At 72.4% G+C, this 12,727-nt stretch carries 8 protein-coding genes; 4 read left to right on the top strand and 4 right to left on the bottom strand.

Features of this window, described 5'->3' with window-relative positions; translation table 11 throughout:
- Positions 1-1,281, top strand: a 1,281-nt coding sequence (mutS, locus tag D9R14_RS17075; RefSeq protein WP_121624546.1) for a DNA mismatch repair protein MutS, incomplete at its 5' end; no start/stop codon positions are given.
- Positions 1,282-1,449: 168 nt separating this feature from the next.
- Here mutS and D9R14_RS17070 read toward each other — a convergent pair.
- Together D9R14_RS17070 and D9R14_RS17065 are read right to left on the bottom strand one after the other, a co-directional pair.
- Positions 1,450-2,808, bottom strand: coding sequence for a hypothetical protein (locus D9R14_RS17070; protein WP_121624545.1), 1,359 nt, complete (start codon positions 2,806-2,808; stop codon positions 1,450-1,452).
- A gap of 37 nt (positions 2,809-2,845) precedes the next feature.
- Positions 2,846-4,141, bottom strand: a complete 1,296-nt coding sequence (locus D9R14_RS17065) for an adenylosuccinate synthase (protein ID WP_121624544.1) — start codon at positions 4,139-4,141, stop codon at positions 2,846-2,848.
- A gap of 217 nt (positions 4,142-4,358) precedes the next feature.
- On the opposite strand from D9R14_RS17065, the gene D9R14_RS17060 reads away from it, so the two are divergent.
- The 3 genes from D9R14_RS17060 to purH all read left to right on the top strand — a co-directional run bounded on the left by D9R14_RS17060 (position 4,359) and on the right by purH (position 9,404).
- Complete coding sequence (locus D9R14_RS17060) at positions 4,359-5,756, top strand: RsmB/NOP family class I SAM-dependent RNA methyltransferase (RefSeq protein WP_121624543.1); 1,398 nt, start codon at positions 4,359-4,361, stop codon at positions 5,754-5,756.
- A gap of 176 nt (positions 5,757-5,932) precedes the next feature.
- Entirely contained in the window at positions 5,933-7,672 is a 1,740-nt protein-coding gene (locus D9R14_RS17055; protein ID WP_245420856.1) for a heparinase II/III family protein, read from the top strand.
- A gap of 142 nt (positions 7,673-7,814) precedes the next feature.
- On the top strand, positions 7,815-9,404 hold the full coding sequence (gene purH / locus D9R14_RS17050) for a bifunctional phosphoribosylaminoimidazolecarboxamide formyltransferase/IMP cyclohydrolase (RefSeq protein WP_121624541.1): 1,590 nt from the start codon (positions 7,815-7,817) through the stop codon (positions 9,402-9,404).
- An 86-nt stretch (positions 9,405-9,490) separates the two neighbouring features.
- Here purH and D9R14_RS17045 read toward each other — a convergent pair whose 3' ends face one another.
- Entirely contained in the window at positions 9,491-10,420 is a 930-nt protein-coding gene (locus D9R14_RS17045) for an alpha-amylase family protein (protein ID WP_210210868.1), read from the bottom strand.
- A gap of 175 nt (positions 10,421-10,595) precedes the next feature.
- On the bottom strand, positions 10,596-12,713 hold the full coding sequence (locus tag D9R14_RS17040; RefSeq protein ID WP_121624540.1) for a glycosyl transferase family protein: 2,118 nt from the start codon (positions 12,711-12,713) through the stop codon (positions 10,596-10,598).
- Positions 12,714-12,727 lie beyond the last annotated feature (14 nt).

The raw sequence follows: 12,727 nt of genomic DNA, 5'->3' as shown, positions 1-12,727 counted from the left end.
GAGCGCCGCTATGTCGAGGAGACCGGGGTCAAGTCGCTGAAGATCCGGCACAATGCGGTTCTCGGCTATTTCGTCGAGGTGACCGCGCAGAACGCCGACCGGCTGCGCGAGCCGCCGTTCGCCGCCGTGTTCGTGCACCGCCAGACCATGGCGGGGGCGGTGCGCTTCTCCAGCGTCGAGCTGGGCGAGCTGGAAAGCCGCATCGCCTCCGCCGGAGAGCGGGCGCTAGGCCTGGAGCAGGCGATCTTCGATCGCCTCGCGGCCGAGGTGGTGGCCTCGGCGCCTGCCATCCGGGCCGCCGCCGAGGCGCTCGCCGAGCTGGACGTTGCGGCGGGCCTCGCCGAGCTCGCGGTCAGCGAGCGCCATGTGCGACCGCGCATGGAGGCGGGCGCCGCCTTCCTGATCGCGGGCGGGCGCCACCCGGTGGTGGAGCAGGCGCTCGCCCGCGACGGCGGACCGTTCGTGCCCAACGACTGCGACCTCTCCCCGCCGGAGGGGCAGGATGACGGGCGCATCGTGCTGGTCACCGGGCCGAACATGGCGGGCAAGTCCACCTTCCTGCGGCAGAACGCGCTGATCTGCGTGCTGGCGCAGGCCGGCGCCTTCGTGCCGGCGCGCGCCGCGCGCATCGGCGTGGTGGACCGCCTGTTCTCCCGCGTCGGCGCCGCCGACGACCTCGCGCGCGGACGCTCCACCTTCATGGTGGAGATGGTGGAGACCGCCGCCATCCTGAACCAGGCCACCCATCGCTCGCTGGTCATCCTGGACGAGATCGGCCGCGGCACCGCCACCTTCGACGGCATGTCCATCGCCTGGGCGAGCCTCGAACACCTGCACGAGGTGAACCGCTGCCGGGCGCTGTTCGCCACCCATTTCCACGAATTGACCGCGCTCTCCCAGCGCTGCCGGCGCCTCGTCAACGCCACGGTGAAGGTCACCGAATGGCAGGGCGACGTGATCTTCCTGCACGAGGTGGTGCCGGGGGCCGCGGACCGCTCCTACGGCATCCAGGTGGCCAAGCTCGCCGGCCTGCCGGACGCCGTGATCGCCCGCGCCCGCGCCGTGCTGGCCGAGCTGGAGGCGGCCGAGCGCGCATCGCCGGCGCAGAAGCTGGTGGACGACCTGCCCTTGTTCGCCGCCGCCCGGCCGGTGGCCACGGCGCCGGCGGCCCCAGCGGGGCCGGACCCGCTACGGGCGGCGCTGGAGGGGCTCGATCCCGATGCGATGAGCCCACGCGACGCGCTGGAGGCGCTCTACCGGCTCAAGGGGCTGGCGGATTAGGGGGCGCTGGGGACCGGCGCGGCGCGCCGGAATTTTGCCCTGGACGCGATCCTGGAACGCGATCTGGGAATGAGAACCGCCGTTTTTCCCGCGGGGCGGGAATGGCCGGGACAAGCCCGGCCATGAGGCGCGTTTTCCGGAACATGCCGTCCGCGCGATGCCGCGCGGCTATTGCGCGGCCGGTTGCTGCTGCTGTTGCGGTGGCGGATCCGGCCGCTGGAGCAGTTCGCCCCAGGCGGAGAAGGCGTCGTTGAACGCCTGGTCGCCGGGCTCGCCCTTCTCCAAAGTGATGAGCGCGCGCTTGCTGTTCGAGAACACGATCGGCACGTCGATCCACGGCGAGAACTGGAGCAGCGCGAGGTTGCGCTGCTTCTCCGAAGCGCCGGGCGAGAGGCCCACCAGGAACAAGGTCGGGTTGACCTTCACCGAGAGGCCGGCCAGCGGCGTGCCGCGCGCCTGCGGATTGGGCTTGGCGGCGATCAGCGGCACGCTTGCCACGTCGCCGAAGGGGAAGTCCTTGGGCAGGGTGAAGCCCACCTCCACCGTGTGGGAGGCGGGCAGGGTCGGGTCGGTGTTGCGCCGGAGCACGAAGCTCATGCTGATCTGGCGCTCGGGAATGGTGACATCCCCGCGCACGCCGATGTCCGGCGGCAGGCCCGGACCGGCGCTCACGGTCTCGGTCTTCCAGGTCACGGTGCCGTCGAAGCTCTGCGGCTGGCCGCCGCCGGGGGTCTCCTCCAGCAGCACCGCCCGCTGGGCCGTGCCCGAGGTTCCGGCGGGGCGCGGGGCGGGGGTGCGCCGGGCATTTTCGGTGGTCGGCGCGACCCGGTCCGCGGACTTCTGGGCATCGGCGGCCGGGGTGGTGCCGGCGCTGTCGCCGCCGAGGATGAGATGCCGGTTGACCACGGCGAGGGCGACGCCGCCCAGCACCACGCACGCCACCAGCGTCCACAGGATCAGCTTCTGCCAGGAGCCGCCGCGCTCGCTCTTGCGCGGCTTGCGCTTGGCGCCGTTGGCGGCGCCGCGGCTGCGCACCTCGCCGCGGCGCAGGCCGGGGCGCGGGTCGGTGCCGGCTTCCGCCGCCTCGGGGTCAGCCTCGGCCTCCTCGCCGCGCGGACGCACGGGCGAGGAGCGACGGGCGTCCGCGGCCGCTTCGCCGGTGTCCGCATCGTTGGCCGGCAGCGCGCGCGGGGCGATGCGGCGCGGCTCGCCTTGGGCCGGCGGGCGCAAGGCGGGCGGGGCGGCCGGCGGGGCCGGGGGCGGCGCGGGTTCCGGCGCCTCCGGCGGGCTCTCCTCCGTCACCCCAGCGTCGGGCGGCGGCGGGAATTCCGCCTCCACGCGGCGGATCGCGTCCTCCAGCGACATGCGCTCCCGGGTGATCTCCCCCTCCGGCAGCGGCGGGTCGACGCTGCGCAGCTGACGCAGCAGCGTCGCGCGGGCACGGTCATAGACCGCGCGCCGGCTCTCGGCGCTCTTCTGCGGCAGGCTCGCGATCGCGCGAGCGAGAAGCGGGAAATAATCGGCCATCGGGACTTTGCTTCGCGTTCCGTGGGCGGCCCTTCGATCAGGCCAGGAAAGGATTATGCACCAGTATGGTGTCGTCGCGCTCCGGGCTTGTGGACAAAACCGCAACCGGGCAGCCGATCAGCTCTTCCACCCGGCGCACATATTTCACGGCCTCCGCCGGCAGGTCCGCCCAGGATCGCGCCCCGGCGGTGGAATCCTGCCAGCCCTCCATGGTCTCGTAGATCGGCTCGGCGCGCGCCTGCGCGCCGCTCTCCGCCGGCAGGTAATCGATCTGCTTGCCGTCGACCTTGTAGCCGACACAAACCTTCAGCTCGGTAAACCCGTCCAGCACGTCGAGCTTGGTCAGCGCGATGCCGTGGATGCCGCAGGTGCGCACGGTCTGGCGCACCAGCACCGCGTCGAACCAGCCGCAGCGGCGCGCCCGGCCGGTGACGACGCCGAACTCGCGGCCCTTCTCGCCCAGCGTCTTGCCGACCGCGTCGGTCAGCTCGGTGGGGAACGGGCCGCCGCCGACGCGCGTGGTGTAGGCCTTGGTGATGCCGAGCACGTAGTCGAGCGCGCCAGGCCCGATGCCCGAGCCGCTGGAGGCCGCGCCGGCAACGGTATTGGAGGACGTCACGAACGGATAGGTGCCGTGGTCGATGTCCAGCAGCGCGCCCTGGGCGCCCTCGAACAGGATCTTCTTGCCCTCGCGCCGGGCGCGGTCCAGGAGGTCCCACACCCGGTCCATGAAGGGCAGCACCTTCGGGGCGATGGCGTTCAGCTCGCACACCAAAGTGGTGGCGTCGACCTCGGGCACGCCGAGGCCGCGGCGGATCAGGTTGTGGTGCGCCAGAAGGCGCTCCACCTTGCCCGGCAGCGTCGCCGGCTCGGCGAGGTCCACGAGGCGGATAGCGCGGCGGCCCACCTTGTCCTCATAGGCCGGGCCGATGCCGCGCTTGGTGGTGCCGATGCGCGCGCTCTCGACGGTGGCGTTCTCGCGCAGGGCGTCGAGCTCGCGGTGCAGCGGCAGGATGAGGGGGGTGTTCTCGGCGATGCGCAGGCGCTCGGGGCCGACGACGACGCCCTGCGCGGCGAGGCGCGCCAGCTCGTCCAGCAGCGCCTGGGGATCGAGCACCACGCCGTTGCCGATCACCGACAGCTTGCCGGGGCGCACCACGCCCGAGGGCAGCAGCGACAGCTTGTAGGTGTTGCCGCCCACCACCAGCGTATGGCCGGCATTGTGGCCGCCCTGGAAGCGGACCACCACGTCAGCCTGCTCGGAGAGCCAGTCGACGATCTTTCCCTTGCCTTCGTCGCCCCATTGCGAGCCGACCACGACCACGTTGGCCACGGGGTGGAGCCTCCTCGAAGCGGCGCGGGGATCGCCTGGCGGCCCGCGCGACAAAACAAAGCCCCGGCGCTGGTCCGGGGCGTTTAGCTGGCGTCTTAAGGGATCGCCGCGCGGGAGGCAAGGTTGGCAGGGGTCCGCGACGGCGTCCGGCCGGGACCCGGGGCGCCGGGCGGCGCCGAATTTGGATTGCACCGCGCTTCATGCTCTATCTGCGGCGATGAGACCTCCTTCCCGTCCGCCCGTCCGCTCCTCCGCCCGTCCGCCCTCCGGAACCGGGGCGCCGCGCCGCCCGTCCGGCACGCCGCCGCGCCCGCCCGCCGCGCCGGGCCTCGCCGCCCGCGCCCTGGCGGTGGACGGGCTGGAGAAGGTGCTGCGCCATGGCGCCCCGCTCGAGGAGGCGGCCGAGGGCTTCGACCCGGCGCTGGAGCCGCGCGACCGGGCCCTGGCGTTCCGCATCATGGCCACCGCGGTGCGCCGGCTCGGCACGCTGCGCCTGGTGCTCGGCAAGCTGCTGGAGCGCGGCCTGCCGAAATCCGCGCCGCGCCTGGAGGCGATCCTGCTCGCCGGGGCGACGCAGGTGCTGTTCATGGACGTGCCGGACCATGCGGCGGTGGGCCTCAGCGTCGACCTCGCCCGCACCGACCGCTCGACCGCGGGTTTCGCCGCCCTCGCCAATGCGGTGCTGCGGCGCCTGACGCGCGAGAAGGAGGCGCTGCTCGCCGGCATCGACCCGCTTGAGGCCGACACGCCCGACTGGCTCAGGGCGCGCTGGCGCACGGCCTACGGCGCCGAGGCGGCGCGCGCCATCTGCGCCATCAATGCGGTGGAGCCGCCGCTCGACATCACCGTGAAGTCGGACCCCGAGCGCTGGGCGCAGGCGCTCAGCGGCGAGGTGCTGCCGACCGGCTCCGTGCGCGTCGTCCAGGCCGGGCCGGTGCGCGCTCTGCCCGGCTTCGCCGAAGGTGAATGGTGGGTGCAGGACGCCGCCGCCGCTTTGCCTGCCCGCCTGCTCGGCGACGTCAAGGGCCTCAAGGTGGCGGACCTGTGCGCCGCGCCCGGCGGCAAGACCGCGCAGCTCGCCGCCGCGGGGGCGCAGGTGACCGCGGTGGACCGCTCCGGCGCGCGCATCGGCCGGCTGAAGGAGAACCTCGCGCGGCTCAAGCTCTCGGCGCAGGTGGTGGCGCGCGACGTGCTGGAGTTCCGCGACGGGCCGTTCGACGCGGTGCTGCTCGACGCGCCGTGCAGCGCCACCGGCACGCTGCGGCGCCATCCGGACATCGCGATCACCAAGCGGCCGGGCGACGTGGCGTCCCTCGCCGAGCTGCAGGGCCGGCTCCTGGCCCATGCGGCGGACCTGGTGCGGCCCGGCGGAACGCTGGTCTTCTCCACCTGCTCGCTGGAGCCGGAGGAGGGCGAGGCGCAGGTGGAGCGCCTGCTGGCCGCGCGCCCCGACTTCGCCCGCGCGCCGCTCGCGCCGGGGGAGATCGCCGGCATCGATCCGTTCATAACTCCGCAAGGTGAATTGCGCACACTGCCGAGCGGATGGGTGCGCGGCGAGCCGGAGCGCTCGGGGCTCGACGGCTTCTTCGCGACGCGGCTGCGCCGGCTCCGGTAGGGGCGGCGCCCATCCAAGTTCGCGGCGGGCGAATTTCGCCCGATACGCCAGAGGGATGGGTGCAGATGGACGAGAGCGGCGGGAGGACGGGTGGCGTGCTTGGGCCCTTGCGCGGGCTCGGCGGCCTAAGCCTGCCGGGCGCCTTTCGCGGCGGCCAGAAGGGAGCGGGGGGCAGGGTGGCCCGGAGCAGCGTGGCAGAGCGCGCACGACTTGCCGGCATCGTCGCCGGAGCCTGGGTGCGCGCGCTCATCGCGCGGGCCGGCGGCGGCGATGTGGCGCTCTCCTACGTTCCGGTCCCGGTGCCCGAGCGCCTGCTGATCGCGCCGCAGGACCTGCGCACCGGCGACGCCACCCTCGCGAGCGAGTTCTATGCCGGCCGCTTCGCCTTCGCCGGCAAGGTGGTGAGCCTCGACGGCCGCACCCCGTTCGAGCTGGTGCCGCCCTCCATCGAATGGGCCGAGACGTTGCACGGCTTCGGCTGGCTGCGCCACCTGCGTGCCGCCGGCACCACCATCGCCCGCGCCAATGCCCGCGCGCTGGTGGGCGACTGGATGCGCGACCCTGGCGCCGCGCGCGCCGTCGCGGCGCGCTCCGACGTGACTGCGCGCCGGGTGATCTCCTGGCTTACCCAGGCGACCTTCCTGCTGCAGGACGCCGACCACGATTTCTACCGCCGCTTCATGCGCTCTTTGGCCCGGCAAGTGCGCCAATTGCGCCGCGCGGCGGGCGAGGCGCCCGACGGCTATCCGCGCCTGCTGGCGCTCCTCGCCCTCACCTTCGCCGGCCTGTGCATGTCCGACCAGGGGCGCCTGATGAAGGCGGCCGAGCGGCGCCTCGCCGAGGAGCTGGAGCGCCAGATCCTGCCCGACGGCGGCCCGCTCTCGCGCAATCCCGGCATGCTGATCGACCTGCTGCTGGACCTTCTGCCGCTGCGCCAGGCGTTCGCCGCCCGCAACCTGCCGGCGCCGCCGGAGATGATGAACGCGGTCGACCGCATGATGCCCATGCTGCGCTTCTTCCGGCACGGCGACGGCGCATTCGCCCACTTCAACGGCATGGGCCACACGGCGGCGGACCAGCTCGCCACCATCCTCGCCTTCGACGACGCCCGCGGCGCGCCGGTGGCAAACGCCCCCTATAGCGGCTACCAGCGCCTGGAGGGCAAGGGCTGCGTGCTGATCGCCGACACCGGCCCGCCGCCGCCGGTTCCCGCGAGCTGGGAGGCGCATGCCAGCTGCCTCTCGTTCGAATTCTCCTCCGGCCGCTGCCGGATGGTGGTCAATTGCGGCGTGCCGGCCACCGGCCGCGACACCTGGCGCCAGGTGGCACGCGCCACCGCCGCCCATTCCACGGCGGTGATCGCCGATACCTCCTCGTGCCGCTTCCTGCAGAGCGCGCATGCGAGCCGCATCATGGGCGTGCCCATCGTCGCCGGGCCGCGCCATGTGGACGTGCAGCGCGGCGCACGGGCCGGCGCGGTGGTGATGCGGGCGAGCCATGACGGCTATCTCGCCGGCTTCGGCATCGTCCACCAGCGCTCGTTCCGCCTCGCGGTGGACGGCGGCCGGCTCGACGGCGAGGACGTGTTCCGCGCCGGCACCGAGGGCGCCGCGGTGCCGGACGCGCCGTTCGCGGTGCGCTTCCATCTCCATCCGACGGTCCGGGTGGAGCGGCTCGACGATCCCCATACCGCTCTGCTCAGCCTGCCCAACGGCGAGGCGTGGGCGTTCGCCGCGCCGCACGTGACCCTGGCGGTGGAGGAGAGCGTCTATCTCGCGGCGCCAGGCGGGCCGCGCCGCACGGCGCAGCTGGTGCTCGCCGGCACGACCCAGCGCACGCCGCGCCTGATCTGGACCTTCGTGCGCACCCGCGAGGCGACCCCCGCGCCCGGCGCACCCCAGCGTCCCGCCCGCTGACGGACGCTTCCGCCCCGGCCCCAATGGTGATAGGCGAGCGGCGAACCGGCGTGCCCTGGCGCGCCGCAACGTCGTTCGCGCCCGTCCGCCGCCCCGGCCGGTCTCCGGCCCCGGTCGGGCGCGCCAGCAGCCGGAGCCGCTCATGTCCGCCGATATCCGCCCCGTCACCCGCGCTTTGATCTCGGTGTCGGACAAGGCCGGGCTGGTGCCGTTCGCCACGGCCCTCGCCAAGGGCGGCGTGGAGCTGGTGTCCACCGGCGGCACCCGCAAGGCGCTGGCCGAGGCTGGCCTCGACGTGAAGGACGTGTCCGATCTCACCGGCTTCCCGGAGATGATGGACGGACGGGTGAAGACCCTGCATCCGAAGATCCACGGCGGCATCCTCGCCATCCGCGCCGACGCCGGCCACCAGGCCTCGCTCGCCGAGCACGCCATCGCCCCGATCGATCTCGTGGTGGTGAACCTCTACCCGTTCGAGGCGACGGTCGCGCGCGGGGCCGATTTCGACGAGACCATCGAGAACATCGACATCGGCGGCCCGGCCCTGATCCGCGGCGCCGCCAAGAACCACCACGACGTGGCGGTGGTGGTGGACGCCGCCGACTACGAGGCGGTGCTCGCCGAGATCGCCGCGCATGGCGGCACCACGCTCGCCTTGCGCCGACGCCTCGCCCAGGCGGCCTATGCCCGCACCGCCGCCTATGACGCCGCCATCTCCAACTGGTTCGCGGGCGAGCTGAAGCTCGACGCCCCGCCTTTCCGCGCCTTCGGCGGCAAGCTGCTGGAGGCGCTGCGCTATGGCGAGAACCCGCACCAGAGCGCCGCCTTCTATGCCTCCGGCGAGAACCGGCCGGGCGTCGCCACCGCGCGGCAGGTGCAGGGCAAGCAGCTCTCCTTCAACAACATCAACGACACCAACGCCGCCTTCGAGGCGGTGGCGGAGTTCCCGGCCGCGCGCACGGCGGCGGTGGTGATCGTCAAGCACGCCAATCCCTGCGGCGTCGCCGAGGGCGCCTCGCTCGCTGAGGCCTACCGCAAGGCGCTCGCCTGCGACCCGGTGTCGGCGTTCGGCGGCATCATCGCGGTCAACCGCACGCTGGACGCCGAGGCGGCGCGGGCGATGGTTGAGATCTTCACCGAGGTGATCGTCGCCCCCGATGCCACCGAGGAGGCGATCGCCGTGGTGGGCGCCAAGAAGAACCTGCGCCTGCTCATCACCGGCGGCCTGCCGGACCCGCGCGCCGCCGGCCTCGACGTGCGCACGGTGGCGGGCGGCCTCTTGGTGCAGGGCCGCGACAATGCCAGCGCCGACGACGTGGCGCTGAAGGTGGTGACGAAGCGCGCGCCCACGGCGCAGGAGCTTGCCGACCTGCGCTTCGCCTTCCGCGTCGCCAAGCACGTGAAGTCGAACACCATCGTCTATGCCAAGGACGGCGCCACGGTGGGCATCGGCGCCGGGCAGATGAGCCGGGTGGACTCGGCCCGCATCGCCGCCCGAAAGGCCGAGGACGCGGCCGAGGCGGCGGGCCTTGCCGCGCCGCTCACCAAGGGATCGGTGGTGGCGTCCGACGCCTTCTTCCCGTTCGCGGATGGTCTGCTCGCTGCGGTGGCCGCGGGCGCGACGGCGGTGATCCAGCCGGGCGGCTCCATGCGCGACCAGGAGGTGATCGACGCCGCCGACGCGGCCGGCCTCGCCATGGTGTTCACCGGCGTGCGCCACTTCCGCCACTGAGGGCGACCCGACATCAGGCCCGGCCCTCGTGCCGGGCCGCCACGCCCCGCGCGCGGCCCGATGGAGCCCGCCCGTTCCCGGCCAGCTCAGCCTTCGGTGAGCTGGCGGATGATGCGCCGCGTCAGATAATGCGGGCCCTCGAACACGTAGGTCTCGATGCCGCGATAGGTGTCGAGCTGGGGCCGCAGCTCCTGCGCCGTGGCGGCGCGGAGGCCGCCGGAGCCGTCCGGGCGGAACGCCTCGGGTATCAGCGCCACGCGCTCTGGCCCGAGCCGCACCCTGAGCGCCTCCACATACTGGCGGGCGGATTCGGCGGTGCGCATGTGGCCGCCGAGACCGTCCTGGAGCATCACGCCCACGTCCTTCGGCAGGAAGCTGGCCAGCCAGTCGCCGAGCGCCGCGCCGCCGACATTGGAATTGTCGTAGCAGCTCACCCACAGCGGACGCGGGATGTCGGCGAGCAGCGGGCCGATCTGGGCCGCGCCCTGCCATGTGGGGTCGATCTCCACCGGGAAGTAGTAGGCCGACGGCTTGAACGGCAGCCGGGCGCGCGCGACCTTGGCCGACAGCGCGGCGAGCTGGGCCACGTCGCGCCGGGCATTGGGCTCGTTGCCGTAGGAGGCGAGGCCCATGATGATCTTCCTGGCCCACGGCTCGCGCTGGATGCGGCGCCAGTTGGGCGCGTCCTCGATGGTGGGCAGGTCGAGCAGATTGGGGATGAAGGACACCCCGTCCAGCACCGTCCACTGCATCATCAGCGTCTGGGCGCCGAGCCGCTGCCATTCGCCGTGCGGGTCCAACATGGAGGCGAGCGGCTGCCAGACGATGCCGTCGATCAGATCCCGCGTGGGCAGGTCGATGCTGGCGGTGGTCTCGATCGGGCTCGCGGGCGGGCTCGCCGGCGGCGCGGCGGGCGGTTGCGGGGCCGCCGACCGCCTGTCGCGCAGGACGAGGTCGGCGCCGAGCGCGCCGAGCGCGGCGGCGCCTCCGGCGATGATGAGGGTGCGGCGATCCATGGCGCCATGCATATGTTGGGTTGCGGCGCCCCCGCAAGGCCCGGCTTGGCGCGATTTGGCTCGTTAGGCGGCGCAGCGTCCCGCAGCGGCAGCAGGACTGCGGCGAAGGACGCGCCGCCTCAATGTCTTACCGCCGGAACGCCGGCGCGGCCGGGCCGCGCCGCTGGCGATAAATTTATGCCGGCACCAGCGGCGTGACGCGCTGTTCCTGCTCCTTGAGGGTGGCTTCGAGGGCCTCGGCCTGCACCACGCCGCAGCGCACGAGGTACTCGCCGATTCGGCCGTCCTCTTCCGGGCGGTACTGGTCCATGGCGGCCTCGAAGGCCTCGCGGCGCATCAGGCCGCGCTCCAGCAGGATGTCGCCGAGCAGCGGCGCGGACTGCTGGCCCTCGATGGTGTCGCCGACGCCGCGCAGCAGGCGCAGGCCGTCATTGATCTCGCTCTCGCGGGCGATGCGCTGCTCGGGCACGTCGCCCACCGCCGCGCGCAGCTCCTCCTTGGCGCGCGCCCCCAGCGGCGAGGTGGTGGCCACCACCAGGCGGCCGGTCTCGTCGCGGCCGATGGGCACGATGCGCCAGCGCACCATGACGTCGAGCGGCAGCAGGTCCTGGAACGTGCGCACCATCTGCTCGGTCACGTGGGTGCGCGGCAGGTTGGCCTGGAAGGCGATGGCCTCGGCGAGCGTCTCCTCGTCGAGCCAGCCTTCGGCCACCAGGATGCGGCCGAGCGGCTGCTGGCGCTTGCCCTGCACTTCGAGCGCGTTCTCCAGGTGCTCCGGCGTCACCGCCTGCCAGGTCAGCAGCAGCTCGCCCAGGCGCTGGTGGCGCTGGTCGAAGGCGGAGGCCTCCGGGAAGTCGTGCATGGTCTTGTCCCAGACGATGCGCGTGCCGAAGATCAGGTGCGAGATGAAGATGCGCCAGGCGCGCACGGTGGCGGCGAAGTTCACGAAGTTGCCCATCACCAGGCGCGGGATGGACATCAGCCCCTGCTCCCAGCCGTACACCGCGGTGACGAAGTAGAAGCGCTGGACCATGCGCAGCGCGAAGCACAGCGCGTTCGCCGCGAGCACCGCCAGCAGCCAGCCCTCGGTGGCGAAGATGGAGGGGAAGCGGGCGGGCAGCAGGTTGAACTGCTCGGCGAAGTAGATCAGCAGGAAGTGCGCGGCCAGCACATAGGCCATCACCGCCACGATCGAGGTGACGATGCCCTTGCGGTCGCGGAACAGGAAGTATTTCGACTGCCAGGTGCCCTTCCAGCCGATCTGGCGCCAGCCCTGGAGCGCGATGCCCAGCACCCACCGCGCCTTCTGGCGGTAGGAGGTGCGGAACGTGTCGGGGAAGAACTCGCGCACGCACAAAGGCATGACGAGCTGCATCTCCTTTTCCGGGCCGTAGCCGAACAGGGTTCGGCGGCGCACGCGGAATTCCACCGGGAAGCGCGCGATGATGCAGTGCATGTGCTCGCGCGCGAGGCGGTTGGAGACGTCGTAGTCCTCGGTGAGGCTCTCGGTGTTGAACACCTCGCCGGTGCCGTCGCCGCGCAGCGCCATCAGCGCGCGCCGCGAGAAGCAGGTGCCCACGCCCGCGGACGGCACCGAACCGGCGACGCTCTCGCGCACGATCAGGTCCTTGGCGTGCCACTCGGCGAACTCGTCCATGTAGATGCCGGCGACCACCTCCGACCAGTGGCGCTCCAGCGACACCACCGGGATCTGGATCAGGTCCTTGCGCGGCAGCAGGTAGTTGAAGAAGCGCAGTTCGAGGGGATGCAGCACGTCCTCGCAATCGTGCTGCACCACGCCGGCGAACTGGGTGCCGGTCATCATCTCGTGCTGGAACACCGACTGGATGACCGCGTTCAGGCAGTCCGCCTTGTTGGTGGGGCCGGGATGGCGCGTCTCCACGCGCACCAGCTGCTTGTAGCGCCGGCGCATGCGCTCGACCTCGGCGATGGTCTCCGGGTCGTTGGGATAGGTGCCGACGAAGATCATGTAGCGCCGGTAGTCGAGCACGCTCACCGCGTTCTCGATCATGGCCGCGATCACGTCCGCCTCGTGCCAGGCGGGGATGATGATGGCGATCGGCTGCTCGTCCTTCTCGTACAAGGCGTTGGCGGTGAGCGGCCGGATGTAGGGCTCCACCGTGATGCGCCGCCAGACCCGGCGGGTCCAGTACCAGAAGTCCACGAACAGATCGTCGAGCGACGAGATCAGGATCAGTACGGCCACCACCGCCGCCACGTATTCGACGACGCGGATGTATTCCGCCAGAAGGTAGGGCCAGTACAGCTCCATCGCTGCGATCCTCG

This window comes from Xanthobacter tagetidis, from assembly GCF_003667445.1.
GTDB classification, from domain to species: domain Bacteria; phylum Pseudomonadota; class Alphaproteobacteria; order Rhizobiales; family Xanthobacteraceae; genus Xanthobacter; species Xanthobacter tagetidis.
Note: the sequence above shows the minus strand (reverse complement) of the source record. Positions and strands in the feature narration are given on the sequence as shown.

Bases quoted from the DNA above. Each gene is read 5' to 3' on its own strand.
- D9R14_RS17060 (WP_121624543.1), top strand. From the start codon at position 4,359: ATGAGACCTCCTTCCCGTCCGCCCGTCCGCTCCTCCGCCCGTCCGCCC.
- D9R14_RS17040 (WP_121624540.1), bottom strand. From the start codon at position 12,713: ATGGAGCTGTACTGGCCCTACCTTCTGGCGGAATACATCCGCGTCGTC.
- D9R14_RS17070 (WP_121624545.1), bottom strand. From the start codon at position 2,808: ATGGCCGATTATTTCCCGCTTCTCGCTCGCGCGATCGCGAGCCTGCCG.
- purH (WP_121624541.1), top strand. From the start codon at position 7,815: ATGTCCGCCGATATCCGCCCCGTCACCCGCGCTTTGATCTCGGTGTCG.
- D9R14_RS17045 (WP_210210868.1), bottom strand. From the start codon at position 10,420: ATGGATCGCCGCACCCTCATCATCGCCGGAGGCGCCGCCGCGCTCGGC.